This window comes from Pseudomonas sp. NPDC089996 (assembly GCF_044748405.1).
GTDB lineage: Bacteria > Pseudomonadota > Gammaproteobacteria > Pseudomonadales > Pseudomonadaceae > Aquipseudomonas.
The window spans coordinates 71,586-97,221 of the sequence record NZ_JBIVGA010000012.1 but is presented as its reverse complement, the minus strand read 5'-3'; the positions used below and the strand labels follow the sequence as shown (position 1 = coordinate 97,221).

Below are 25,636 nucleotides of genomic sequence, written 5' to 3'. Positions count from 1 at the left end.
CTGATCGTCGATCACCAGGCTCCCTCCGGTCAAGCAGGCGCTAACGGCCGGCGAACTGCGCTGCAAGTTTGATCGCGGCATGTTCGAAGGCCACTTTCATCGCCTCCACCACGGCATCGTCATGCTCGAACGACAGATACAGACGCCCATATTGCGAAGGCATCACCAGTACCCCGGCCTCGCGCAACGCCAGGTGCAGTGCCTGGCTGAACGCCGCGCTGCCCACGGCCACCGCCTGCTCGTAGGTGGCCGGTGCCTGGCGTGATGGCCACAGGCTGAAGACATTGCCATAGCCGCTGGTGCTCACCACGATGCCCTGTGCCTCGAAGATCGCCTCCACCGCCTGGCGCAACTCCTGGCCACGGGCGATCAGGGCGGGGTAGTCGAGCTGGTCGAGTTGGGCGAGGGTGCTCATCACCGCCGCGCAGGCCAACGGGTTACCGCTGAAGGTGCCGCCGCGCAAGACCTTGCCGTGTTCGAAAGCGGCCAGGACCTCCGGTTTGCCAACGATGGCCGACACCGGCACGCCATTGCCGATGGCTTTGCCGACGCTGGCAATGTCCGGGTCGAGCCCGGCCAGCTGGCTGGCGAGCCCGGCGTGCAGGCGAAAACCCATCAGTACCTCGTCGGCGATCACCAGCGCGCCATGGCGGCGCGCGATCTGCTGCACGTGTTGCAGGTAACCGGGCGCTGGCATCAGGCAGCCGGCATTGGCCAGCATCGGCTCGAGGATGACGGCGGCAATGTCGTGGTCTTCGGCGAACAGCCGTTCGACGTCATCGAAGTCGTTGAAGCGCAACAGCGTGGTGTGGGCCGTGGCAGGGCGCTGGCCATCGGCGAAAGCGGCCTCGGCCGAGCCGACATTGCCGAAGCTGACATCGTCGAACCAGCCATCGAAGCCGGCCGCCATCTTGGCGATGCGCCCACGGCCGGTATGGGCCCGGGCAGCGCGGCAGGCCAAGTGCACGGCCTCGCTGCCGGAGTTGGTGAAGATCACCTTGCTCAGCGCGCCAGTGTGCGCGGCCAGGGCGGTGGCGGCAGCGTGCTCGCGCACATGGGCCCACGACGGCGAGGCAGAGTCTGCGAGGGCTGCGGCCACCTGGCCATTGACCGTGTCGTTGGCATGGCCAAGCAGCACGGCGCCGAAGCCGAGGGCGGTGTCGATGTAGCGGCGGCCCTGGTCGTCATGCAGGTACGGGCCCTTGCCGTTGCGGATGAACAGGGCCTGGCCGTCAAGATCAGGCAGGATGCGGGCGGCGCTGGAAACATCGCCGATGAGATTGCGCATGGGTACCTCGGTGTCGTTTTCGGGTGCTTGGGGCTCAACGGGTATTCCACGGGCTCTGCGCGAGCTTGCCTTCGAGGAAGTCGCGGAACACGCGGATACGTGGGCTGAGGTGCTTGCGATTGGTGTAGATCAGGTAGATCGGCTCAACGCTGTCGGTGCTGTACGCCTCGAGCAGCGGCACCAGGCGGCCCTCGTGAATGTCCTGGCCGATGTGAAACTCTGCCAGGCGCACGATGCCGGCGCCGCCGAGCGCCAGGTCGCGCAGCAGGTCGCCTTGGGCGAAGGTGGCCTTGGGCACCACCGGCACCGTCATGGCCTGGCCATCGACAATGAAGCTCCAGGTGTTCCACACGCTGCTGAACCCGAACGAGAAGCAGGTGTGCGCGAGCAGGTCGCCTGGTTGCGCCGGTGTGCCATGGCGGGCCAGGTATTGGGGGGCAGCGCAGAGGATCCAGCGGCTCTGGCCGATCTTGCGGGCGATGCGCGTCGAGTCGGGCAGCACGCCGCTGTGTATGGCCACGTCCAGGCCCTGGTCGAACTGGTCGGTGAATTGCGCGCCGACCTGGATGTCCACGGTCAGCCCCGGGTAGGCGGCCAGGAATTCCGGCAGCCAGGGGATGATCTGGTGTTTGGCGAACGTGGTCATGGTGTGCACGCGCAAGGTCCCGCTGACCCGGGTCGGAAAGGCCTCGGCCAGCGAATCGGCCTCGGCCATGGCATTGACCACCGCCCGGGCGCTGACCAGGTAGGCGCTGCCTTCCTCGGTCAACGTCAGGCTGCGCGTGCCACGCTGGAACAGGCGCACCTGCAGCCGATCCTCGAGCCGCGAAATCAGCTTGCTGATGGCCGAAGGCGTCATCCCGCAGGCCCGCGCGGCGGCAGAGAAGTTGCCGTGCTCGGTTGCCCACAGAAACGCCAGCAGTTGCGAGTAGTTGTCCATGTTCCGCCTCCGGTGATCGAGCAGAAGACTGGCAGCACGCTCAGGTGCTGGCAACCTTTTGCTCAGCGGATGAACTGCTCGATGTAATCGTCCGGCAGGCCCAGTGCCTTGTAGTGGGCGCGAGCGGTTTCCAGCTTGGTGAACACATCCTCGTAACCCACCGCGACGCCTTGTGGGTCTACGTAGGTGTAGCCGCCCTGCACGTGGAACCAGGTGATCATCTCTTCGACATCTTCCGGCACGAACAGGGTGTGCGTCTCGCCCGGTGGTTCGTAGGCGAACGAACCTTCCTCGGCGACCCAGTCGTGCTCCAGGTAGTACCAGCGGCCTTTGAGCACCAGGGCATGCACACCGCCGGTATGGCGGTGGCGCGACAGCACGCCGCTCTGGCGCACCCGCAGCAGGTTGATGTAGTAACCACCGGATACGTTCAGCAGCAGGGGCTTGAACGACACCGAAGCGGTCACCGGGACCCACAGCTGGTCATCTTCGAGCCACTTGCCCAGCACGCCGGGGTGGACCATGTCGGGCGACATGAAGGGGACTTGCGGCAGTTGGTAGGGAATGGCCAGTTCGTCGGGTTTGCGGGCTACGGTCATGAGGGTTTCCACACAGGTCTTCTTGGAATGGGCGGGGCGGTCGGCCCCAGGGTGTCGTCAGGTTAGGTGTGTGCCGCAGGGCGAAAAAGACCCGGCGCGGCACACCCGCTGTGAAGCGGCGTCACAGTCAGGCGCTGACCGGTTCGTCCAGGCGCAGCGCCGCACGTTGGGCCGAGAGCGCCGGCTGGCGTTTTTGCAGATAGGCACCGATGACCACCAGCACGCCGGTCAGGCCGAGGGTGGACAGCAGCTCTGCCCGCTGCCCCGGGAAGGCCGCCATGACCGCGAATACGCCGACTATGAAGGCGATGGTCAGCAGGGTCAGCCAGGGGAACAGCCACATGCGCACCTCCAGCTGCTTGCCCAGCGCCACCAGCTTGCGGCGCATGCACAGCTGGGTGACGGCGATCACCAGGTACATCAGCAGGGCCAGTGCACCGCTGGTGGCCAGCAGAAACTGGAACACCTCTGCGGGCAGCAGATAGTTGGCCGCCAGGGCCGACAACGCGGCGCCTGAGGTAAGGGCGACGGCCAGTAGTGGCACGCCTTGTGCGGTGGTGTGAGAGACTGCCTTCGGTGCATCGCCGCGCCGGGCCAGCGAGTAGGCCATGCGCGAGGCGGTGTAGATGGCCGAGTTCAGGCAACTGGTCACCGCCACCAGCACCACGATGCTCATGATGCCCGGCGCCCACGGAATGTTCATGGCATTGAGCACGGCCTGGTACGAGCCTTGCGCCAGGCCGGGTGCATTCCACGGGATCAGGCACACCACAACGAACATCGAGCCGAGGTAGAACAGGCCCAGGCGCCACACCACCGCACGGATGGCCTTCTTGATATTGGCTTTCGGGTCGCGCGACTCAGCGGCGGCGATGGTCACCACTTCACTGCCCTGGAAGCTGAACATGGCGGTCAGCAGCGCAGCGATGATGGCCACGTTACCCTTGGGCGCAAAGCCGCCATTGGCCCACAGGTTGCTGATGCCGCTGGTCGAAGAGCCCGGCATCAGGCCGAAGATCGCCAACACGCCAAGCACGATGAAGGTGACGATCGACACCACCTTGAACAGCGACAGCCAGTATTCCAGGGTGCCGAATGAGCCAACGCTGAGGCTGTTGCAGCCAATCAGCACCAGGCTGATGGCAAAGGCGGTGAAGGCGTGCGGCAAACCCAACCAGTCGCCGAGGATATTGCCGGCGACGATGGCTTCGATGGCGATCACCAGCACGTAGAACCACCAGTACAGCCAGCCGATCGAGAACCCGGCCCAGCGGCCGATGGCCTGGTCGGCATAGGAAGAGAACGAGCCGGTGTCCGGACGCGCCGTGGCCATCTCGCCGAGCATCTGCATGACCAGCACCACGATCGCCGCCGCGATCAGGTAAGCCACCAGTACCGCCGGCCCGGCTGCGGCAATGGCATTGCTCGAACCCACGAACAGCCCGGCACCGATCACCCCGCCGATCGAGATCATCGTCACCTGCCGGCCTTTCAGGCCATTCCCCAGCTTGTCGTTTTGCATCTGTCGTTCGCCACGCATCGGCTCGCACCTCGGTTGCACGCTTGTTGTTGTAATGGGCCATCGACGAAATGGCCTTTGTCACTACCTTATGCGGCATTCCTGTGCATGATTAGGCGCTGCGGCGGCATAGCAGGTGTGACGAGCGTTCACAGTTCGTGACGCCGAGGCAGACATTCGCCGCTGGCTCTGGCAAGGTGGGTTTGCAGACGGCATACGGGGTGGCCATGTTGACGGCATCACTACCGCTGTTGCTGAGCCGTTGATCGCTTGCCTGACAGCGCTGAACTTGGCACCCTTTGCGGCGCATCGATCTTGCGTGCCGTAACAGAAGGAACCGCACCGTTGAGTTGGGACAAAGTCGGCAAACTCCTGGTAGCCATGTTGCTTGGCCTGATGGTCTTGCTGGTGGCCTATGTGCTGCTGAAGGACCAGCCTCGGCTCGAGGCGACCCTGACCTATGCCTACCTCACCTATCCCAGCCAGTTCAGCGAACGCATCAGCAAGACCAGCGAACAGCTCAAGTACGAGCAGTTGCAACCGCGCATCAACAGCATCAGTGGCGGTGCGCTGAACCCGTACCAGGTCGACAAGCTGATCGAGCTGGCTCAGGCACCGTATGCGCAGCTGTTCGCCAAACCCTTCGAAGCCGGGTTGGTGGACCACCGCACGGGTTTGCTCATCGACCTGCGTAACTTGGGTGACGGCGATGCCCGTGAGGTAAAGATCCGCCTGCCAGCCAAGGGTCTGGTGCAGGTACGCGATACGGCAGGCAACGACACGCTGTACGAGACGGCGACGGCGCAGGTGGAGATACCGGCCATCGAGCAGGGTGGGCAGTGCAAGGTCTGGGTGTACTTCGATGCCGACTATTCGCTGATCCGCCAGGGTGGTATCAGTGTCGGTTTCGCTGGCGGTGAGGCGGATGTGCGGGTGTACCGCGAATTCACCGGGTTCCCGGCGCTGGTGGCGCGCTATAGCCGCGAGCTGGTGGGGTTGCTGGGGGTGTTGTTGCTGGGCGTGCTGGGGATGGGGTACGCCTGCCTGACACGGCGGCGCACCCTCGCCTGATTATTCCTGCACCGGCCTCACTCAGGCCGGAACCATGGCAAACCCTACGCCAAAACGGTTCCAGGCATTGATGGTGGCGATGGCCAGCGTCAGATTGGCCACCTCGGCAGGCTCGAAATGCTGCTGCAGCGCTTCGTATTCCGCCTGCGGGGCGCCACGTTCGGGCAGGCGGGTCAGGCTCTCGACCCAGGCCAGTGCGGCACGTTCACGCGGTGTGAAGTAGTTCGTCTCCTGCCACACGCACAGGGTCTGCAAGCGTGCCTCGGTCTCGCCGGCCTTGCGCGCATCATTGGCGTGCATGTTCACGCAATAGGCGCAGCCGTTGATTTGCGAGGCTCGCAGGCGTATCAGCTCCAGCAGTGAATTCTCCAGGCCGCTTTTGGCCAGGGCCTGCTCCAGGCCGACCATGGCCTTGTAGGCTTCCGGCGAGTGCTTGGCCCATTCGATACGGTTGTGCATGGTGTGCTCCAGGGAATGCGTTGTGGATATGCCGCTACCTTAGCGCCAGCCTGCGCTCGGCCCGATAGCCAATCGCGCGCTTTGCCGGGAGGCCAATCGGGCCATTAAGGTGGCCACTGACCTGCATCCAATCTCTTCATTTCTACCCTGACTGCCTGGCCAGGATAATGGCCGGGTCTTGCTTGGGGAGTATCGATACGTGATGAGAGGGGCGTTGAACCTGTTGCTGGTGATATTGCTGGCGATCAACCTGAGACCGATCCTGACCAGCATCGGCCCGTTGCTCGAACCGATGCGCACCAGCACCGGGCTGGGCTACCAGCAGGCGGCGCTGCTGACGGCGTTGCCCGTGCTGTGCATGGGCCTGGTGCCGTTGCTGCAGCCCTGGCTGCGGCGCTGGGTCAGCGAACACGGCGGCATGCTCGGCGGCTTGAGCGCCATTGCCCTGGCCTGCTTGTGGCGGCTGCAACTGGACAGCGCCTGGGCGCTGATCGCCAGCGCAGTGCTGGCCGGGTTGGGCGTGGCGGTGGTGCAGGGCATGATGCCAGGCCTGGTCAACCGCTGGTTCCCCAGCCGCCTGGCCGGGACCATGGGCCTGTACTCGGCGGCCCTGATGAGTGGCGGTGGGCTGGCGGCGGTGCTCGGCCCGCATGTCAGCGGGCACTTCGGCCACTGGCAGGCCGGGCTTGGCCTGTGGGCGATCCCGGCGCTGCTGGCGGTGCTGGCCTGGGCCGCGCTGCGCCCCCGGCAGCAGGCGCCCAAGCTCGCCGGCGCCACCGGTGGGCACTGGTTCGGCACGCGGCGGGCCTGGTTGCTGGCGCTATATTTCGGCCTGATCAATGGTGGCTATACCAGCATGGTCGCGTGGTTGCCGGCCTATCACCTGGAGCACGGTGGCACGGCGCAAGGCGGCGGCGACCTGGTCGGGTTGATGACCATTTTCCAGGTCTGCGGTGCCCTTGGCCTGCCGCTGCTGCTGCGTGGCTTTGCCGACCGTCGCCCGGGCTTGTGGCTGGCGCTGTCGATCCAGCTGGCGGGTTTCCTGGGGCTGCTGCTGGCCCCGGCGATGGCCGTGGGCCTGTGGGTAGCGATGATCGGCTTCGGCTTGGGCGCCTGCTTCAGCCTGAGCCTGACCTTGACCCTGGAGCACCTCAAGACGCCGGGCGAGGCCGGCAGCCTGGCGGCGTTCGTGCAGGGTATCGGGTTCATCATAACCGGGGTCGTGCCGTACATCACCGGTTGGTTGCGCGATGCCAGCGGCGACTTCCAGGCCTCGTGGACGCTGCTGACCGTTACCGTGCTGGCAATGCTGCTGGTGACCGCCTGTTTCGCCCCGCGTGGCTATGCAGCGGCCATCGCCCGGCCACGGCAGGGAGGCCAGACGGCGCTGGTCAACTGAGGCGCTGCAAGGTATCGCGCACGCGGTCCAGCGCCGGGTCGATATCCAGCAGCTCGATGGCACCAAAGCCCAGCAACAGCCCTTGGCGCACGGGGGCTTCGCTGAAAAACGGCGCCAGCGAATACAGGCCGACCTCCACCTTGCGGGCGAGGGTGGCCAGCAGCTCGACATCCACCCCCGGCCGCGCCAGGGCGCTCAGGTGAAACCCGGCACTGGCGGGCACGGCACTGAACCAGGGCGCCAGGTCATCGTCCAGCCGCGCCAGGATGCGCTCGCGCCGGCCGCTGTAGATGTCGTGGCAGCGGCGGATGTGTTTGTTCAGGTGGCCCTCGCCAATGAACCGCGCCAGCGCCCACTGCAGCAGGGTCGGGCTGTGCCAGTCGCTCAGGTGCTTGGCCACGCAGGCGGCGCCGAGCACCGCCGGTGGCAGCACCGCGTAACCCAGGCGCAGTTCCGGCAGCAAGGTTTTGGAGAATGTCCCGACATACGCCACCAGCCCTTGCCGGTCGAGGCGCTGCAGGGCATCGGCGGCCGGGCCTTGATAGCGGAACTCGCAGTCGTAGTCGTCCTCGATGACCAGCGCGCCAAGCTCGGCGGCCCGTGCCAGCAGGGCATGGCGGCGGCGCTCGCTCATCGGCATGCCGAGCGGGAACTGGTGCGAAGGCGTCACGTAGATCAGCCGGGTGCCATCGGCGATGTGCTCGACGCACATCCCCTCATCGTCCACAGGTACCGACTGCAGCGTTGCCCCCAGGGCCAGGAACAGCTGGCGTGCCGGCGGGTAGCCGGGGTCTTCCATGGCCACTGGGCAGCCGGGCTCGACCAGCACCCGGGCGATCAGGTCCAGCGCCTGCTGAGCACCGTTGCACACCAGTACGTCCGCCGCACTGCAGTGCACGCCACGGGTGTAGGCGACATGGTGGGCGATGGCCTCACGCAGTTCGGGCAGGCCCTGGGCGGCAAACTGCCGTTCGGGATGCCGCTGGCTGCGGCGCAAGGCGTAGTTCAGGCAACTGCGCCACTGGTCGAAGGGGAACTGCGCCTTGCTCGAGGCGCCGCCGACGAAGTCATAACGCGAAGGGGCTTCCAGCGTGCGTCGGGCGAGCACCGTGGCGCGTTGCTGCCAGCGTTCCAGTGAAGCGGCAGCGGCCAGCGGTACGGTGTGCGATTCGCTGCTGTGCAGCGGCATGCGTGGGGTGATGAAGGTGCCACGGCCGACCACGCCGCTGAGCAGGTTGTCGTAGGTCAGCCGTGAATAGGCTTCGGCCACGGTCTTGCGCGACACGCCCAGCTGCTCGGCCAGCAGCCGGGTCGGCGGCAGTTGCGTGCCGGCGGCCAAGTGGCCGCTGTCGATGCCGGCGCGTAGCTGTTGGTAGAGCTGGTCGGCCAGGCCTTTGCGGCCGTCCAGACGAATATGCAGTTCCATGATCAGTGTCCGAAGCACAAGAGTGCTGAGGATAGCGGATCAGAACCGCGCGGTGCTTACCGTGATGTAGCCCTTGTCGTCCAGGTCGATGCGGATGACCGTTTCATCCGCCGGCGCCTTGTGCTTCTGCTTGATACGCACGCCTTTGACGCCGATGGCACGCATGCGGTGGTTGATGGCCCGCCCGGTGGGGTCGAAGAAGATTTCGCTGGCCAGCAGCTCGATGCGCTCGACCAGTTGCCGGGTGCGCTCGTCGGTGGCGCAGAAGAACAGCACGCCCGACAGGTGCGGGTCGTCGTCCGGGTTGCAGACGTCGTGGGCCAGCAGTTCGCGCAAGGTACTGCGCAGTTCGGCGGTGGTCTGGATATCTGGGTACATGCACAGCCTCCTCAGGGTCGCAGGGGGCATGGTTGTTTTACTTGCCCACGGCGACAAGTAAGGCGCGTCTGAGATGGCTGTAGGAATATTCTGAAGTGACGAGGCGGGTGCTGGTGTGGCAGCCATGTGCGCCGGCTTGCAGGAGCGGCCTTGTGTCGCGAAAGGACCGCAAAGCGGTCCCGGCAACAGTGCGGCGCATGCAACATCCCGGGACCGCGTTGCGGTCCTTTCGCGACACAAGGCCGCTCCTACAGAGATCGGCGCTAGCCTTGAACCTCCTGCTTGAACTTCAAACGCCAGCCATGCAGCAGTGGCTCGGTGTAGCCACCAGGCTGCTCAAGGCCCTTGAACACCAGCTCCTGCGCCGCACGGAAGGCATGCGAGCCGGCAAGGTTGGCGGCCATCGGCCGGTACGCCGGGTCCCCGGCATTCTGCTGGTCCACCACCTTGGCCATGCGCTGCAGTGTCGCTTCGACCTGATCATTGCCGACCACGCCGTGGTGCAGCCAGTTGGCGATGTGCTGGGCCGAGATACGCAAGGTGGCGCGGTCCTCCATCAGCCCCACGTCATGGATGTCCGGGACTTTCGAGCAGCCCACGCCTTGCTCGACCCAGCGCACCACGTACCCCAGGATACCCTGGCAGTTGTTGTCCAGCTCGGCCTGGATCTCGTCCGCACGCCAGGGCCGGTCGGGGCTTACCGGAATACTCAGCAGGTCATGCAGCAGCTGTTCGCGCTCTGCACCCAGGTCGACGTTCTCCAGTTGCGCCTGCACCGCAGGCACGTCCACCTGGTGATAATGCAGCGCATGCAAGGTCGCGGCGGTGGGCGAGGGCACCCAGGCGGTGTTGGCGCCAGCACGGGGCTGGGCGATCTTCTGTTCGAGCATGGCCGCCATCAGGTCGGGCATGGCCCACATGCCCTTGCCGATCTGCGCCTTGCCGCACAGGCCGCAGGCCAGGCCGACCAGCACGTTGCTGCGTTCGTAGGCCTGGATCCAGGCGCTGCCTTTCATGTCACCTTTACGCAGCATGGCACCGGCTTGCATGGCGCTGTGCATCTCGTCGCCAGTGCGGTCGAGGAAGCCAGTGTTGATGAACACCACGCGCGCTGGCGCACTGGCGATGCAGGCCGCCAGGTTGACGCTGGTGCGCCGTTCTTCGTCCATGATGCCCATCTTCAGGGTGTGCCGGGGCAGGCTCAGCAGGTCCTCGACCCGACCGAACAGCTGGTCGGCGAAGGCCACTTCGGCCGGGCCGTGCATCTTCGGCTTGACGATGTACAGGCTGCCCTCGCGGGAGTTGCCGCGGCGCTTGAGGTCGTGCAGGCCGATCAGGCTGGTGACCACGGCGTCGAGGATGCCTTCGGGGATCTCCCGGCCATCGCGGTCGTGGATCGCAGGGTTGGTCATCAGGTGGCCGACGTTGCGGATGAACAGCAGCGAGCGGCCGGGCAGTGTCAGCGGGTGGCCGTCCGCACCGTGGTATTCGCGGTCCTTGGCCAGGGCGCGGGTGAAGGTCTTGCCACCTTTGCTGACCTGCTCGCTGAGGTCGCCTTTCATCAGGCCCAGCCAGTTGCGGTAGACATTGACCTTGTCCTCGGCATCCACTGCCGCCACCGAATCTTCGCAGTCGATGATGGTGGTCAGGGCAGCTTCGACGAGGATGTCCTTGACCCCGGCTCGGTCGGCCTTGCCGATGGTGCTGGCCGGGTCGATCTGGATCTCGAAATGCAGACGATGGTGTTGCAGCAGGATTGCCGTTGGCTGGCCCGGTTCGCCTTGATAACCGCGCAGCTGTGCAGTGTCCGCGAGGCCGACCTGGCGGCCGTCGTTCAAGGTCACCTGCAGCTCGCCCTGGTGGATTGCGTAGGCCTGGGCGTCGGCGTGGGAAGCGCTGGCTAGCGGCGCCGACCGGTCGAGAAAGTCCCGGCCGAAAGCGATCACCCTGGCGCCGCGCACCGGGTTGTAGCCGTGGCCGCGTTCGGCGCCGTCACTGTCGGCAATGGCGTCGGTGCCGTACAGCGCATCGTACAGTGAGCCCCAGCGGGCATTGGCGGCGTTCAGGGCGTACCGTGCATTGCTCAGCGGTACGACCAGTTGCGGGCCAGCCTGCTCGGCGATTTCGCGGTCGACCTGAGTGGTGCTGATGCGCACCTGCTGCGGGGTGTCGACCAGGTAACCGATGCTGCGCAGGAATGCCTGGTAGGCGGCCATGTCGGTGATCGGGCCGGGGTGCTGGCGGTGCCATGTGTCCAGCGCGTGCTGCAGGCGGTCGCGTTCGACGAGCAGCTCGCGGTTGCGCGGGGCGAGGTCGTGGACCAGGCTGCTGAAGCCTTGCCAGAAGCTGGCGGCGTCGATGCCGGTGCCGGGCAGCACTTCATCCTCGATGAAGCGTTGCAGGGTCGGGGCGACCTTGAGTGGATGGGTCATTGTCTTCTCGCTCGGTGATCAGATTCAGAAAATGTGCCGCTTGTGCCGGTCTCTTCGCGGGCTTGCCCCGCGAAGGGGCGGCGCCGATTCAAAGGGCGGCCACGCCCGCCTTGGCCACTTGGGCATCCTGTTCGGGCTTGACCCCGGAAACGCCGATGGCGCCCACCACCTGGCCGTCGACCCGCACGGGCACGCCGCCTTCCAGGCTGGTCAGCAGCGGTGCGGTGACGAAGGCGATGCGCCCGCCATTGACCATCTGTTCGAGGTCGCGGGTTTCCTTGCGCGCCAATGCGGCACTGCGGGCCTTTTCCACGGCGATGTAGGCGCTGGACGGCGCGCAGCCGTCCATGCGTTCAAGCGCCAGCGGATGGCCGCCGTCGTCGACCACGGCGATGGTCACGTTCCACTGTTGCGCCTGGGCTTCCTGGCGGGCAGCGGCGAGCAGGCGAGTCACTTCCGCCTGGCCGATCACGGGCTTGTTATGCATGGCTGTTCTCCTGGTTCAAGGCGGCTTCCACAATTTCGATCCAGTGCCGCACCGGCGTGCGCCCGGCCCCGTCGAGGTGGGTCTGGCAGCCGATGTTGGCGGTAGCGATGACCTGCGGCTTGCCGCTTTCCAGCGCGTTCAGGCGGTTGTCGCGCAGTTGCCGCGACAGCGCAGGCTGGGTCAGCGAATAGGTGCCGGCCGAGCCACAGCACAAGTGGCCGTCCGGCACCGGGGTGAGGGTGAAACCCAGGCGCGTCAGCAGGCTTTCCACCTGGCCACCGAGCTTGAGCGCATGCTGCAGGGTGCACGGGCAATGAAAGGCCAGGCGCTGTTCGGCGCACAGGCCGAGCTGTTCGACCGGCTCGTCGCGCAGCACTTCGACCAGGTCGCGGGACAGCGCACTGACCCGTGCGGCCCTGGCGGCGTAGTGCGAGTCCTTTTCCAGCAGGTGGCCGTATTCACGCACAAAGGCACCGCAGCCGCTGGCGGTCTGCACGATGGCCTCGGCACCCGCCTCGATGGCAGGCCACCAGGCATCGATATTGCGCCGGGCGCGATCAAGGCCCTGTTCCTGGGCATTCAGGTGATAGTCCACCGCACCGCAGCAGCCGGCCTCATAGGCCGGTTCCACGCTGATCCCCAGGCGATCCAGCAGGCGCGCGGTGGCGGCGTTGGTGTTGGGCGACAAGGCGGCCTGCACGCAGCCTTCGAGCAGCAGAATGCGCCGGGCATGGCGGGGTGCGGGCCGTTCACCGGGCGCCGTCACCTGCGCCGGCAGCTTGCTCTTGAGGTTGGCCGGCAGCACCGGCCGCAGGGCCTGGCCGGTACGGGTCAGGGCCTTGAACAGCGCCGGGCGCGGTACCACGGCGCGCAGGCCCTGGCGCAGCAGGCGCTGGCCCAGCGGGCGCGCTACCTGCTGCTCGACCACGGCGCGGCCGATGTCCAGCAGGTCGTGGTACTTCACCCCCGACGGACAGGTGGTTTCACAGTTGCGGCAGGTCAGGCAGCGGTCCAGGTGCAGTTGCGTGCTGGCGGTGACCGGCGCGCCTTCGAGTACCTGCTTGATCAGGTAGATGCGCCCACGGGGCCCGTCCAGTTCGTCGCCGAGCAACTGGTAGGTCGGGCAGGTGGCCGTGCAGAAGCCGCAGTGCACGCACGAGCGCAGGATGCTTTCGGCTTCTTCGCCGCGGGCCAGGCGCTTGGCGCTTTCGCTCAGGTTGGTTTGCATGGGCGTGGCCTCACAGGTCCGGGTACAGGCGGCCAGGGTTGAACACACCCTGGGGGTCTAGTTGTTGCTTGAGGGCGTGGTGGTAGCGCATCAAGGCCGGCGGGAGCGGCGCGCTGCTGTCTTCGCCAGGGGCATACAGGGTGGCATGGCCGCCGACCCTGGCCGCCTGTTCGCGGACCACCTGCGCCGCTGCCGTCGACTTCAGCCAGCGCTGCGCACCGCCCCAGTCGATCAGCTGCTGCCCCGGCAAGTCGAGTTCGCCGCTGGCCGTCGGCAGCGACAGCCGCCACAGCGGTGCCGGGCCATTGAAGAAGGCCAGGCGCTGTTCGCGCAGGTCGCTCCAGAAGCGGCTGTCGAGCACCTCGCCGCCCAGGCGCTGGCGGGCCGACTGCACCGAGCCTTCACCGCCTTCCAGGCGCAGGTACAAGGTTTCGCCCTCGTGGCAGGCCGCGCTGATCGGCAGCGGCTGCTGGCCCCATTCGGCCAGTTCGGCCAATGCCTGGTGACGGTCCATCGGCAAACGCAGGCTGAGGCACTCCCGTGGGCGTGGCAGCACCTTGAGCGAGACCTCGGTCAGCAGCCCCAGGCAGCCGAAGCTGCCGGCCATCAGCCGCGAGACATCGAAGCCGGCGACGTTCTTCATCACTTCGCCGCCAAACCGCAGCAGCTTGCCGTGCCCGGTGATGACCCGCGTGCCGAGCACATAGTCACGTACCGACCCCGCCCAGGGGCGACGCGGCCCGGACAGCCCGGCCGCGACCATGCCACCCAGGGTCGCTCCGGCGCCCAGGTGTGGCGGTTCGCAGGGCAGCATCTGCCCGGCTGCATGCAGCGCCGCTTCGATCTCCAGCAACGGCGTGCCAGCACGTGCCGTGAGCACCAGTTCGGTCGGGTCGTAGCTGACGATGCCGCAGTGGTTGCGGGTATCGAGGATCTCGCCAGCCACCGGGCGGCCAAGCATGGCCTTGCTGTTGCTGCCCTGGATGCGCAGCGGCGTGTTCAGATTCAGGGCCTGGTTGACCTGCTCGAGCAGGTCCTGGCTCATGTCGCGGTCCATGCTCATCAGAAGCGCTCCAGCTCGGGGAAGGGCAGTTGCCCGTGATGCACGTGCAGGGCGCCGAATTCGGCGCAGCGGTGCAGGGTGGGGATGTTCTTGCCCGGGTTGAGCAGCCCTTGCGGGTCGAACGCGGCCTTCACGGCGTGGAACAGGGTGATTTCGTCGCTGCTGAACTGCGCACACATCTGGTTGATCTTTTCGCGCCCTACGCCGTGCTCGCCGGTGATGCTGCCACCCACTGCCACGCACAGCTCGAGGATGCGCCCGCCGACGGCTTCGGCGCGTTCCAGCTCGCCCGGCACATTGGCATCGAAGAGGATCAACGGGTGCATGTTGCCGTCGCCGGCGTGGAACACGTTGGCCACGCGCAGGCCGTATTCGGCGCTCAGTTCGCTGATGCCCTTGAGCACCCGGGGCAACTCGCGGCGCGGGATGGTGCCGTCCATGCAGTAGTAGTCCGGGGAAATCCGCCCCACCGCCGGGAAGGCGTTCTTGCGCCCTGCCCAGAAGCGCACGCGCTCGGCTTCGTCGCAGGCCAGGCGTACTTCGCGGGCGCCGGCTTGCTTGAGCACCTCGGCAACCCGCTCGCAGTCGTCCTGGACATCGGCCTCGACGCCATCCAGTTCGCACAGCAGGATGGCGGCCGCGTCCACCGGGTAGCCGGCATGGATGAAGTCTTCGGCGGCGCGGATCGCCAGGTTGTCCATCATCTCCAGGCCACCGGGTATGATCCCGGCGGCGATGATTTCTGCCACGGCGCGGCCGGCGTCCTCGACGCTGTCGAAGCTGGCCAGCAGTACCCGTGCCACCTGGGGTTTGGGCAGCAGTTTGACCGTCACTTCGGTGACGATGCCGAGCATGCCCTCGGAGCCGGTGAACAGCGCCAGCAGGTCGAAGCCCGGGCTGTCGAGGGCATCGCTGCCCAGGGTCAGGCGTTCGCCCTCGACGGTGAGGATCTCGACCTTGAGCAGGTTGTGCACGGTCAGGCCGTATTTCAGGCAGTGCACGCCACCGGCATTTTCGGCGACGTTGCCGCCGATCGAGCAGGCAATTTGCGAGGAAGGGTCGGGTGCGTAGTACAGGCCATGGGGTGCGGCGGCCTGAGAGATGGCCAGGTTGCGCACCCCGGGCTGCACTCGGGCGAAGCGCCCTTGCGGGTTGATTTCGAGAATGCGGTTGAAGCGCGCCATCACCAGCAGGATGCCTTTGGCCAGCGGCAACGCGCCGCCCGACAGGCCGGTGCCGGCGCCGCGTGCCACCACCGGCACGCCCCGCTGGTGGCAAAGCTTGAGCAAGGTCTGTACCTGTTCCAGGCGTTCGGGCAGTACTACCAGCAGCGGTACGGTGCGGTAGGCCGAGAGGCCGTCGCATTCATAAGGCTTGAGGTCTTCCGCCCGGTGCAGGATTTCAAGGTCCGGCAGGGCTTCACGCAACGCCTGCAGCAGCGCGGGCAGGTCCACGGCGGGCAGCGTTCCGTCGACACGTTCGTCGTAGAGGATGTTCATCGGGCTCACTCAGCGGCAGTTTTTGTTGTTGTTGGCAAACCGATCACCCTTGCAGCCTGCGCGCTTGGCTGAGGGCGGTCGAGCGTGCAGGGCACTGGTCCTACCAGTTTCTGCGCAAAGTACTGGCTAGCCATGGCTTTGACCGGCTAGATTTGAACCGTCGATGGCAGTGGTCCTACCAGTTGGAGTCTGCAGATGGTTATCGAAGGCAAGGCCAAGGTTGCCGACCAGGTGGCCGAGCGGGTGGAGCGGCTGATTGTCGAAGGCGTGCTCAAGGTCGGCCAGGCCTTGCCCTCGGAGCGGCGTTTGGTGGAAAAGCTCGGCTGTTCGCGCTCGGCGCTGCGTGAGGGCCTGCGCATTCTGCGCGGGCGCGGCATCATCGATACCGAGCAGGGGCGCGGCTCTTTCGTTGCCGACCTTGCCGGGCAGGCGTCAGCGACTCCGCTGATGCACCTGTTCAGCTCACAGCCGCGCACCTTGTTCGACCTGTTGGAGGTGCGGGCCTTGCTGGAGGCGGAGTCGGCCCGCCTGGCGGCCTTGCGCGCCACCGATATCGACCGCCTGCTGATCCGCCGGCGTTACGAAGACATGCTCGCCGCCCATGCATCCTCCGAGGCGCTGGACCCACGCGAGCATGCTCGGCGCGACCATGCGTTTCACCGGGCGATCAGTGAGGCGTCGCACAACCCGGTGCTGGTGCATACCTTGCAGTCGCTGAGCGACCTGACCTTGAGCACGGTGTTCGCCTCGGTCAACAACCTCTACTGCCGCCCGGCGCAGAAGCGCCAGATCGACCGCCAGCATGCGCGCTTGTATCACGCGGTGATGGAGCAGCTGCCCGAGCAGGCGCAGCGAGCGGCGCGTGAACATATCAACGGGATTCGCGACAGTTTGAGGGAGATCGAGCAGGAAGAGCAGCGCTTGGTCAGGGCGACCATGCGCATGGATGGTTGGGGCTGAGATTCTCCTGCACCGGCCTTCTCGCGGCTGAAGCCGCTCCTACAGGTAACGCGTATCCCCTGTAGGAGCAGCTTCAGCCGCGAGAGGCCGGAACAGGCAGCAGATTATTGTGACAAGTGCCTGATCATCGCCACGGTGAGATAAAGCCGCGGCGCAATGCTGCCCAGTTCGATGTACTCATCGTCCCCATGCAACCCGGCCCCGACCACCCCCAGCGTTTCCAGCACCGCCGGCTTGTCGCTGCCTGGCACATAGGCATACCCGGCATCGGTGCCGAAGCGCATGGCAATCGGCTCGATCTTGTATCCAGCCTCCCCATACAGCTGCTGTGCTGTCTCTGCCAGCTTGCTCGAGGCCGGGTTACGTGCCAGCGGTGGTCGACCTTTCTCGACCACCACGCTGGCCTGAGTGTCGGCCACCCGCTGTTTTTTCACGATACGCTGGGCGTCGGCCTGTACCCGGTCAGTCTCGCCCAGGTCCGAGTAACGCATGTCCGCTTCAGCGCTGGCCAGTGCCGGGATGATATTGGCCTTCTCGCCAGCCTTGGCCATCGTCCAGTTCACGGTGGTGCCTTTGTCTGCATCGCCGAGATCCTGCAACTGCAGCAGTTGATGGGCGAGTTCGGTCAGCGCGTTGCGGCCTTCCTCGGGCGCGGAGCCCGCATGGGAAGCACGGCCCCTGACCTCCAGCTTGAGCCGGTTGATGCCGTTGGTGGCGACGGTTACTGCGTCTTTGTCCGGCGGCTCGTAAGAGAATACGTAGTCATGCTGGCGGGCCAGTTCGGCAATGATCTGCCTGGATCCGGCAGAGCCCATTTCTTCGTCCGGGTTGAACAGCACGGTGAGCGTGCGGTAGCCCTTGAACTGCTGATCGTTCAGCAACTTCAGCGCGTGCAGGATCATCGCCACACCGCCTTTGGCATCGGCAACGCCGGGGCCATAGGCACGTGGGCCATCAACGCGGAACGGGCGTTTGGCGACGGTGCCGGGGACGAACACCGTGTCGTAATGCACCATCAACAGAAAATCCTTGCTGCCGGTGCCTTTGAAAGTACCGACGATATTGTCGCCGACCGAAGGCTTGGCGGGGTGAGTCTGCACTTCGGCGCCCAAGGCCCTGAGACGCTTCACCAGTTCGGTGCTGACTTGCGTCAAGCCCGCTTCGGTACCAGTGCCGGTGTCTACCGAGACCAGGCTCTTGAGGGTTTGCAGGTACGCCGGCTGTTCGTTTTCGGCTTGCTTGAGCAGGTCCTTGGGGGTGGGTTCAGCGGCAGTTGCCTGGGTACAGGCGATCAGCAGCGCCAGGGCGATGGCGTGGGGAGGACGAGGCAATGGCATGGGGTCTTCCTTGTTGTAGTGAGTCCTTGAGCCTAGCCACTAAGCTCGATGATGCGATTGGTAAACCAGTAAGCACAGCAACTCCACCGCTGTTCGAGCCGGTGGAGTCTGTGTGGCGAAGGTTCAATGATGGGCGACCGGGTCATCCTGCGAGAGGATTGCCTTGGCCAGCTCTTCGTCACTGGCCTGCAAGCCAGGGTTGTCCTTGCGGGCCTGCTCCAGCGCCGACTCCACGTAGGCGCCACGGATGGTCCCGCCGCTGGCGACGAACGCAGACAGCTCGTCGCGGACGGGGATGATCCGTTTGTCATCTTTGAACGTTGAGTACAACGACGCGGAGATACCGGCCGAGGTGGCGACGTCGCCCGCATCGACGCGGGCCAGGGCCGCACCGGCAGGCAGCAGGAGCAGCAGCGCAGGGGCGAGGAGTAGGTGGCGCATGTCGTGTTCTCCAGTAACGTGAAGTACAGGGAAAGAAACCACTCACTGATTAAGATGACGGGCGAGTGGTGGGAGTTCCCTGCTTTCTGCCGGAGTGTCGTTGCGCCTTACACCTTGCTGCCCAGCAAGCGCTGCAACGACGCGTCGAAATCGCGCAGGGCATCGGCCTTGGCGGCCTGTTCGTCGTCGAGCATCCGCGCCACATTGCTGACATCCTTGCGCGCACGCCCTTCGGCGCGACCGATGTAGGTCAGCTGGCTGTCGAAGAAGCGCGCCACCACTCGGCTTTCGACGTCGGCCGTGGCCAGGCGGCTTTCGCTGTCCAGCAGCACGATCACGTCAGGGTGGTCGGCGAGCAGGCTGTCCAGGTCTTCATAGAAGGTCACTTCGGCAAATTGCTGGGCCAGCGAATGCGCCAGCCAGTCGTAGGCCTGGCTGCCACCGCTGAGGGTGGCTACCGGAATGCTGCGTGGCTGCGATGTTGCCGCCGCCTCTTCGCGGTGCTGCTGCAGGTAGCCGAGGGTGCGGTCGGCATCACGCCCGAGCAGCACGGCCACATGTTGCCCCGGGGCCAGCGCGACATTGGAAATGGCGGTGGCCGAGTAGAAGTGCCCGTTGGGCTGGGTATCCTGCTGGCCAGCGGGCGCGGCACAACCACCAAGGGCAGCGAACAGGGCGAGCAGAGCAGCGAGCATGCCGGTTTTCATGGGTAACGCCTCATCGATCAGTGAATAGGGCCATCTTCCGCCCGCGCAGGCAGTGGCGGAACTTGATGGCGTTCATGGCGACTATCGATGAGGTCGATGAATCAGCTCGGCCGGGCCATGTACTGCAGGATGCGCTCGCGCAGCCAGCGTTCGGCCGGGTCGTTGTCGTGGGCGCCGCTCCACACCATCGAAAGCTCCGCCTCGGTGATCGCGAAGGGCGCCGGGTCGGCGCGCAGGCTGCCGTCGTCGGCCAGGGCACAGGCGGCATAGTCCGGCACGGTGGCGATCATTTCGGTATTGCGCAGCAGGGCGCGCAGGCTGCCGAACTGCGGCACGGCCAGCACCACCTTGCGGCAACGGCCGATGCGGGCGAGGTCGAGGTCGATGTTGCCGCTCATGTCACCGGAGAACGACACCATCACATGGGGGCGGGCGCAGTACTCGTCGAGGGTCAGCGGGCCCGGGCGGTCGTCGGCACGCAGCACCCGCACACCGATATCGCGCAGCTTGCGGCGCTTGGCGGTGGCTGGCAGGTCGGTGGTGTAACTCACGCCCACCGAGATCTCGCCGCTGGCCAGCAGGCCCGGCATCAGCAGGAAGTTGGCGCGGCGCACCACCACGCTGATGTCCGGCGCTTCTTCGCGCAGCGCCTGCAGCAGGGCGGGGAACAAGCCGAACTCGGCGTCGTCCGACAGGCCCAGGCGGAACTGGTTGCAACTGTTGGCAGGGTCGAAGTCGCGGGCGCGGCTGATGGCGGACGAGATCACGTCCATGGCCGGGCCCAGCTCGGCGAAGATCTGCATCGCCCGCGGGGTCGGCTCCATGGCCCGGCCGCTGCGGATCAGCAGCGGGTCGTCGAAGAGTTCGCGCAGGCGGGCGAGGGCGGCGCTGACCGTGGACTGGGTGATGAACAGCTTTTCGCCGACGCGGGTCAGGTTGCGTTCGATCATCAGCGCTTCGAAAAGCACCAGCAGGTTCATGTCGACGCGGCGCAGGTCGTTGCGGTTCATGGGGCTTGGCTCACCGGGCTAGAGGGGTTGGCGGTGTATTGAAGCACGTGCGCGGCTGTTGCGCCTTGTATGGATGTGCCGGGGCTATCAGCTCGCAAGAGCCACTCTATTAGAAGTCTGCCCAAGCTCGGCTAGTCTTTCCCTCGGCCCCGCGAATTCCACGTACGGGCGGCATCTCAGCACCTGTGTGCAAGACCGCGCCGTGCGTGGCGTGACAGCTTCGCAAGCCCCGTGTCGGTACGTGACCGACCAGACCTGATGAGGGGTAGGCATGAGCCCACGTGCTCGGCTGAAAGAACACCTGGCATAGACCGGAAATCTGGATAACCGACCCAAAGGTAACAGCAGATGTCGAACGAATCGAAATGCCCGTTCCATCAAACCGCAGGTGGCGGCACCACCAACCGAGACTGGTGGCCTGACCAGCTCAACCTCAGGATTCTTCACCAACACTCGTCGAAGTCCAGCCCTGACCCGGACTTCGACTATGCCAAGGCGTTCAAGAGCCTCGATTTCCAGGCCCTGAAAAAAGACCTGACCGCCTTGATGACCGACTCCCAGGACTGGTGGCCCGCCGACTTTGGTCACTACGGTCCGTTGTTCATCCGCATGGCCTGGCACAGCGCCGGCACCTACCGCATAGGCGATGGCCGCGGGGGTGCCGGCTCCGGCCAGCAGCGTTTCGCCCCGCTCAACAGCTGGCCGGACAATGTCAGCCTGGACAAGGCCCGGCGCCTGCTATGGCCGATCAAGCAGAAATACGGCAACAAGATCTCCTGGGCCGACCTGATCGTGCTCACCGGCAACGTTGCCCTGGAGTCCATGGGCTTCAAGACCTTCGGTTTCTCGGGCGGGCGCGCCGATGTGTGGGAGCCGGACGAGGACGTGTACTGGGGTTCGGAAAAGGTCTGGCTGGGTGGCGATACCCGCTATGGCAAGGAGCAGGTCAAGGCCCAGCCGCCAGGCCAGGGTGACCTGGTTGCGGAGCCGGCCAAGCGCCCGGAAGAAGAAAGCCGCGATCTCAGTGGCGAGCGCAACCTGGAAAACCCGCTGGCTGCCGTGCAGATGGGCCTGATCTACGTCAACCCGGAAGGCCCGGAAGGTAACCCAGACCCGGTGGAGTCTGGCAAGGACATCCGCGACACCTTCGGCCGCATGGCCATGAACGACGAAGAAACCGTGGCGCTGATCGCGGGTGGCCACGCCTTCGGCAAGACCCACGGTGCCGGCCCGGCCGACAATGTCGGGCCTGAGCCTGAAGCGGCGGGCCTTGAACTGCAAGGCCTGGGCTGGCCCAACAAGTTCGGCAGCGGCAAGGGTGGCGATGCCATCACCAGCGGCCTGGAAGTGATCTGGACCTCGACGCCGACGAAGTGGAGCAACGAGTACCTGAACAACCTGTTCAACTTCGACTGGGAACTGACCAAGAGCCCGGCCGGCGCTCACCAGTGGCGACCGAAGGATGGCAAGGGGGCGGGCACTGTGCCGGATGCCCATGATGCGGGCAAGCGTCACGCCCCCTCGATGCTTACCTCTGACCTGGCGCTGCGCTTCGACCCGATCTATGGGCCGATCGCCAAACGCTTCAAGGACAACCCCGACCAGCTGGCCGATGCCTTCGCCCGTGCCTGGTACAAGCTGATTCACCGTGACATGGGTCCGCTGGCGCGTTACCTGGGCCCGGAAATGCCCAACGAAGAGCTGCTGTGGCAAGACCCGCTGCCCAAAGCCGACCCAGCACCGTTGGGCGAGCAGGACATCGCCGGGCTCAAGGCCAAGATCCTTGCTTCGGGCCTGAGCGTGGCTGAGCTGGTGTCCACCGCCTGGGCCGCTGCCTCGACATTCCGTGGTTCGGACAAGCGCGGTGGTGCCAACGGTGGCCGCTTGCGTCTGGCGCCGCAGAAGGACTGGGCAGCGAACCAAGGCACCGGCAAGGTTCTGGCAGCCTTGGAGAAGATCCAGGGCGAATTCAACGCCGGTGGCAAGAAGGTCTCCCTGGCTGACCTGATTGTCCTTGCCGGCAGCGCTGCAGTGGAAAAGGCTGCCAAGGATGCCGGGCACAACCTCAGCGTTGGCTTCCGCCCGGGCCGTGTCGACGCCTCCCAGGCACAGACCGATGTCGAATCGTTCGCCGTTCTGGAACCGCTGGCCGATGGCTTCCGCAACTTCAGCAAGGCCCGCTACAGCGTCAAGGCCGAGAAACTGTTGCTGGACAAGGCCCAGCTGCTGACCCTCACCGCGCCGGAGCTGACCGTGCTGATCGGCGGCCTGCGCGTGCTTGGCGCCAACCATGGCGGCAACAAGCAGGGCGTGTTCACCGACAAGCCAGGCACCCTGAGCAACGACTTCTTCCGCAACCTGCTGGACATGGGCGTGGAGTGGAAGCCGACCTCGGCAGACAACGAAAGCTTCGAAGGCCGCGATCGCAAGACCGGGCAGGTGAAGTGGACTGGCAGCCGGGTCGACCTGGTGTTCGGCTCGCATGCGCAGTTGCGGGCGCTGAGCGAGGTGTATGGCAGCAGCGATGGCAATGACAAGTTCGTCAAGGACTTCGTGGCTGCCTGGGAAAAAGTGATGGAACTGGATCGCTTCGATCTGAGGTGATTTTCAGCTGTACGTTGCAACCCCGGGGCTGCTTTGCAGCCCCGATTCCATTGTCGATTGCCGTTGGACTGGACCATTGGCCTATTCCTGTGCAAGCTCAGAGGTAGTTCTTCTGACTCAAGGTGATCGTACGTGACCCCCGATTCCATGCTCGCGGCGCTGCCAGGTTTCGCCATCGCCCCAGAGGCGATCCAGGTGTTGCCGGATGCCGCGGCCTACCGCACCTGCCTGCTCGAACGCATCGCAACGGCGACCCGGCGCATCGTCATCGTCGCCTTGTACCTGCAAGAGGACGAGGCTGGCCAGGAGGTGCTCGACGCCCTGTACCAGGCCAAGGCCCACCGGCCAGGCCTGGAGATCGTCATCGTGGTCGACTGGTTCCGCGCCCGCCGTGGCCTGCTGGGCGCCGGGCGCCAGCCGGGCAACGCGGCCTGGTACCAGGCCCAGCGCCAGTTGCGTGGGCTCGACGTGGTGATTCACGGCGTACCGGTGCAGACCCGCGAGCTGTTCGGCGTGCTGCACCTTAAGGGCAGCGTGATCGACGATTGCGTGATCTATACCGGCGCCAGCCTGAACAACGTCTACCTGCACCGCTTCGACCGTTACCGCCTGGACCGTTACCACCTGTTTCAGTCGCCGGCACTGGCCGACGCCATGGTCGACCTGGTGCGCCGCCTGCTGCACCATACCGCCACGCCGCGCCTGGACCTGCCCGCGCCACCCGCCACGCGCAACCTGCGCGGCGACATCCGGCGCCTGCGCGCACGCTTGCGGCGCATGGCCTATGACGCACCGCCAGCCACGCCGGGGCAGGGGCTGCGGGTGATTCCGCTGCTGGGCGTCGGCCGTGGCAACCCGCTCAATCGCACGTTGTGTGCGCTGCTGGCTGCGGCACGTGCGCAAATCATCATCAGCACGCCGTATTTCAACCCGCCACGGGTGGTGATGCGCGAAATCGACCATGCCCTGGATCGTGGCGTACGTATCGAGCTGATCGTCGGGCATCGTACCGCCAACGACTTCTATATCGCCCCGGGCGAGCCGTTCAGTGCCAGCGGTGCCTTGCCCTACCTTTACGAAGACAACCTGCGCGCCTTCGCCCGGCGCCGCCACGGCGCCATTGCCAGTGGCCAGTTGCAGATCCGCATCTGGAACGATGCGGGGCATACCTTCCACGCCAAGGGGGTGTGGGTCGATCAGCGTTATTCGTTGCTGACCGGTAACAACCTCAACCCGCGAGGCTTCAACCTGGACCTGGAAAACGGGCTGCTGATCGATGACCCGCAGGGGCAGTGGCTGGTGCCGCGGGCGGTGGAGCTCGAGGGCATTCGCCGGCATGCGCCGCAGATCGGTGCGGCGCAAGAGCTGGGCGAGAAGGCCGAGCATCCCAAGGAAGTGCGCAAGTTTTTGCGCCGCCTGCGCTTCAGTCGGCTGGAACCGTTGATCAAACGGGTGCTGTGAGCTATTCATTTACATGCACCGCGTCGCTTCGCCCCTCTGAAAAGTCATCTCAAGCGCATACAATCACGCCATTTCCATGTTAACCAGACAGGCCAATCCGTCTATGGCGCTTGATCCACCCACGATGCTGACCATCACCATTGCCCTGGCAGCTGCGGCTGCGCTGTACCTGGCGATCGAGTGGCGCAGTGTCCGCGAACCGTCGCTGCTGTTCTGGAGTGCCGGTTTCGCCACCATCACCGTTGGTTCGACCCTGGCCCTGCTGCGCGGGATCGGCCTGCTGCTGATCGGTATCTGGTTCGCCAACGGCTTGCTGGTGGTTGCCCACGCGTTCTTTCTGCTGGGGGTAGTGCGCTTTACCCAGGCCCGGCTGTCGCGGGCGTGGCTGTTGCTCGTGCTGGTATGGTTTGGCCTGCTGCTGCTGCCGGTGGGGCCGCAGTGGTCGAAAGTGATGCTGATGGTCAACTCGCTACTGGTGGCGCTGCTCACGCTCAAGGCCAGCTTCCTGTTGCGCCCGCATGGCAAGTCGCTGAGCGTGGGGGCGGCGCAGCTGCGCTACGTGCTGCTGATCCATGGCCTGTTCTATGTGGCCAAGGCCCTCGTGGCGGTGACGCCGGGCACGCTGATCGACCTGGCGACCTTTGGCGGCCTGATCATCCAGATTTCCCTGGTCGAAGGGGCGATGGCGATCATGCTGATTGCGCTGTCGATGACCGGCACCGTGCGTTATCAACGTGAAGAACGCATCGCGCGCCTTGCTGCGCGCGACCCGCTGACAGCGCTGTACAACCGTCGGGCCCTGGAAGTACGGGCCACGCACCTGTTCAAGGAAGTCAGCCCGGCACGCCCGGGGGCGCTGCTGCTGATCGACATCGACAACTTCAAGCTGGTGAACGACCTGCACGGCCATGCCGCGGGTGACCGGCTGCTGATTGCATTGAGCGAGATGATTCGTGCGGCGCTGCCAGAGCGTTCGTTGGCCGCCCGACTGGGCGGCGACGAGTTCGTCATCCTGCTCAGCGATGCCAGCAGCGAGAAGGTGGTGGAACTGGGCAGCCAGCTGCGCGACCAGTTCCAGCTGTTTGCCAGAGAGGCAATGCCTACCCCGCAGGCGGTGACCCTGAGCATCGGTGCCAACCTGTTCGACCAGCCCCCGGCCAGCCTGGCGGCGTTGATCGAGCAAGGGGACGTGGCGTTGTATCAGTCCAAGCGTGGCGGGCGTGACAGTATTCGCCTGGTGGACCGGACCTTGGTCAGTTCTGTGAAATAGCAGGGGCCGCTTTGCGGCCCTTTCGCGACACAAGGCCGCTCCTACAAGAGGCTGCGAT

At 65.5% G+C, this 25,636-nt stretch carries 22 protein-coding genes; 6 read left to right on the top strand and 16 right to left on the bottom strand.

What is annotated here, in order from left to right; all coding sequences use genetic code 11:
* Nucleotides 1–40: 40 nt before the first annotated feature.
* From ACIPW4_RS20555 to ACIPW4_RS20540, 4 genes are all read right to left on the bottom strand, one after another.
* A complete protein-coding gene (locus ACIPW4_RS20555; RefSeq protein WP_400661006.1) occupies nt 41–1,288 on the bottom strand; it encodes an aspartate aminotransferase family protein in 1,248 nt (415 codons plus the stop codon).
* 34 nt (nt 1,289–1,322) lie between these two features.
* A complete protein-coding gene (locus tag ACIPW4_RS20550) occupies nt 1,323–2,228 on the bottom strand; it encodes a LysR family transcriptional regulator (protein ID WP_400661004.1) in 906 nt (301 codons plus the stop codon).
* 62 nt (nt 2,229–2,290) lie between these two features.
* A complete protein-coding gene (locus tag ACIPW4_RS20545; RefSeq protein WP_400661002.1) occupies nt 2,291–2,827 on the bottom strand; it encodes a 2,4'-dihydroxyacetophenone dioxygenase family protein in 537 nt (178 codons plus the stop codon).
* A gap of 127 nt (nt 2,828–2,954) precedes the next feature.
* Nucleotides 2,955–4,367: an amino acid permease gene (locus tag ACIPW4_RS20540; protein WP_400661000.1), complete on the bottom strand. Its 1,413-nt coding sequence runs from the start codon at nt 4,365–4,367 to the stop codon at nt 2,955–2,957.
* A gap of 324 nt (nt 4,368–4,691) precedes the next feature.
* Here ACIPW4_RS20540 and ACIPW4_RS20535 point away from each other — a divergent pair, with 324 nt between their 5' ends.
* Nucleotides 4,692–5,417 (top strand): hypothetical protein, encoded by a 726-nt coding sequence (locus ACIPW4_RS20535; protein WP_400660998.1) that lies wholly within the window; start codon nt 4,692–4,694, stop codon nt 5,415–5,417.
* Between the two features lie 21 nt (nt 5,418–5,438).
* Here the strand turns inward: ACIPW4_RS20535 and ACIPW4_RS20530 are convergent, their stop codons facing one another.
* Nucleotides 5,439–5,876, bottom strand: a complete 438-nt coding sequence (locus tag ACIPW4_RS20530) for a carboxymuconolactone decarboxylase family protein (RefSeq protein ID WP_400660996.1) — start codon at nt 5,874–5,876, stop codon at nt 5,439–5,441.
* A gap of 202 nt (nt 5,877–6,078) precedes the next feature.
* Between ACIPW4_RS20530 and ACIPW4_RS20525 the strand changes: the two genes are divergently transcribed.
* The gene (locus tag ACIPW4_RS20525) at nt 6,079–7,275 is read left to right on the top strand and encodes a CynX/NimT family MFS transporter (RefSeq protein WP_400660994.1); all 1,197 of its coding nucleotides are present in this window, start codon (nt 6,079–6,081) and stop codon (nt 7,273–7,275) included.
* On the opposite strand, the gene ACIPW4_RS20520 is transcribed toward ACIPW4_RS20525, so the two are convergent.
* From ACIPW4_RS20520 to glcD, 7 genes are all read right to left on the bottom strand, one after another.
* Entirely contained in the window at nt 7,268–8,701 is a 1,434-nt protein-coding gene (locus tag ACIPW4_RS20520) for a PLP-dependent aminotransferase family protein (protein ID WP_400660992.1), read from the bottom strand. The genes ACIPW4_RS20525 and ACIPW4_RS20520 overlap by 8 nt on opposite strands.
* Before the next feature lie 39 nt (nt 8,702–8,740).
* Complete coding sequence (locus ACIPW4_RS20515) at nt 8,741–9,079, bottom strand: hypothetical protein (protein ID WP_400660990.1); 339 nt, start codon at nt 9,077–9,079, stop codon at nt 8,741–8,743.
* Nucleotides 9,080–9,342: 263 nt separating this feature from the next.
* Nucleotides 9,343–11,511 carry a malate synthase G gene (locus ACIPW4_RS20510; protein WP_400660988.1) on the bottom strand — a complete coding sequence of 723 codons (2,169 nt, stop codon included), beginning with the start codon at nt 11,509–11,511 and terminating at the stop codon, nt 9,343–9,345.
* 88 nt (nt 11,512–11,599) lie between these two features.
* Nucleotides 11,600–11,998, bottom strand: coding sequence for a heme-binding protein (locus tag ACIPW4_RS20505; protein WP_400660986.1), 399 nt, complete (start codon nt 11,996–11,998; stop codon nt 11,600–11,602).
* Nucleotides 11,991–13,226, bottom strand: a complete 1,236-nt coding sequence (glcF, locus tag ACIPW4_RS20500; RefSeq protein WP_400660984.1) for a glycolate oxidase subunit GlcF — start codon at nt 13,224–13,226, stop codon at nt 11,991–11,993. Before glcF ends, ACIPW4_RS20505 begins: the two co-directional genes overlap by 8 nt.
* Nucleotides 13,227–13,236: 10 nt before the next feature.
* On the bottom strand, nt 13,237–14,289 hold the full coding sequence (glcE, locus tag ACIPW4_RS20495) for a glycolate oxidase subunit GlcE (RefSeq protein ID WP_400660982.1): 1,053 nt from the start codon (nt 14,287–14,289) through the stop codon (nt 13,237–13,239).
* Nucleotides 14,289–15,788, bottom strand: coding sequence for a glycolate oxidase subunit GlcD (gene glcD, locus ACIPW4_RS20490; RefSeq protein ID WP_400660980.1), 1,500 nt, complete (start codon nt 15,786–15,788; stop codon nt 14,289–14,291). The genes glcE and glcD overlap by 1 nt, the downstream gene beginning before the upstream one ends.
* A 195-nt stretch (nt 15,789–15,983) precedes the next feature.
* Between glcD and glcC the strand changes: the two genes are divergently transcribed.
* Nucleotides 15,984–16,748, top strand: a complete 765-nt coding sequence (glcC, locus tag ACIPW4_RS20485; RefSeq protein ID WP_400660979.1) for a transcriptional regulator GlcC — start codon at nt 15,984–15,986, stop codon at nt 16,746–16,748.
* A gap of 104 nt (nt 16,749–16,852) precedes the next feature.
* Here the strand turns inward: glcC and ACIPW4_RS20480 are convergent, their stop codons facing one another.
* From ACIPW4_RS20480 to ACIPW4_RS20465, 4 genes are all read right to left on the bottom strand, one after another.
* Entirely contained in the window at nt 16,853–18,085 is a 1,233-nt protein-coding gene (locus tag ACIPW4_RS20480; RefSeq protein WP_400660977.1) for a M20/M25/M40 family metallo-hydrolase, read from the bottom strand.
* Nucleotides 18,086–18,208: 123 nt separating this feature from the next.
* Nucleotides 18,209–18,526, bottom strand: a complete 318-nt coding sequence (locus ACIPW4_RS20475) for a DUF2388 domain-containing protein (RefSeq protein ID WP_400660976.1) — start codon at nt 18,524–18,526, stop codon at nt 18,209–18,211.
* A gap of 107 nt (nt 18,527–18,633) precedes the next feature.
* A complete protein-coding gene (locus tag ACIPW4_RS20470; protein WP_400660975.1) occupies nt 18,634–19,233 on the bottom strand; it encodes a hypothetical protein in 600 nt (199 codons plus the stop codon).
* A 101-nt stretch (nt 19,234–19,334) separates the two neighbouring features.
* A complete protein-coding gene (locus tag ACIPW4_RS20465; protein WP_400660973.1) occupies nt 19,335–20,243 on the bottom strand; it encodes a LysR substrate-binding domain-containing protein in 909 nt (302 codons plus the stop codon).
* Between the two features lie 348 nt (nt 20,244–20,591).
* Between ACIPW4_RS20465 and katG the strand changes: the two genes are divergently transcribed.
* The 3 genes from katG to ACIPW4_RS20450 all read left to right on the top strand — a co-directional run bounded on the left by katG (nt 20,592) and on the right by ACIPW4_RS20450 (nt 25,578).
* On the top strand, nt 20,592–22,847 hold the full coding sequence (katG, locus tag ACIPW4_RS20460; RefSeq protein ID WP_400660972.1) for a catalase/peroxidase HPI: 2,256 nt from the start codon (nt 20,592–20,594) through the stop codon (nt 22,845–22,847).
* A gap of 132 nt (nt 22,848–22,979) precedes the next feature.
* A complete protein-coding gene (gene pssA, locus ACIPW4_RS20455) occupies nt 22,980–24,308 on the top strand; it encodes a CDP-diacylglycerol--serine O-phosphatidyltransferase (RefSeq protein WP_400660970.1) in 1,329 nt (442 codons plus the stop codon).
* Nucleotides 24,309–24,411: 103 nt separating this feature from the next.
* Nucleotides 24,412–25,578, top strand: coding sequence for a GGDEF domain-containing protein (locus ACIPW4_RS20450; protein ID WP_400660968.1), 1,167 nt, complete (start codon nt 24,412–24,414; stop codon nt 25,576–25,578).
* Nucleotides 25,579–25,636 lie beyond the last annotated feature (58 nt).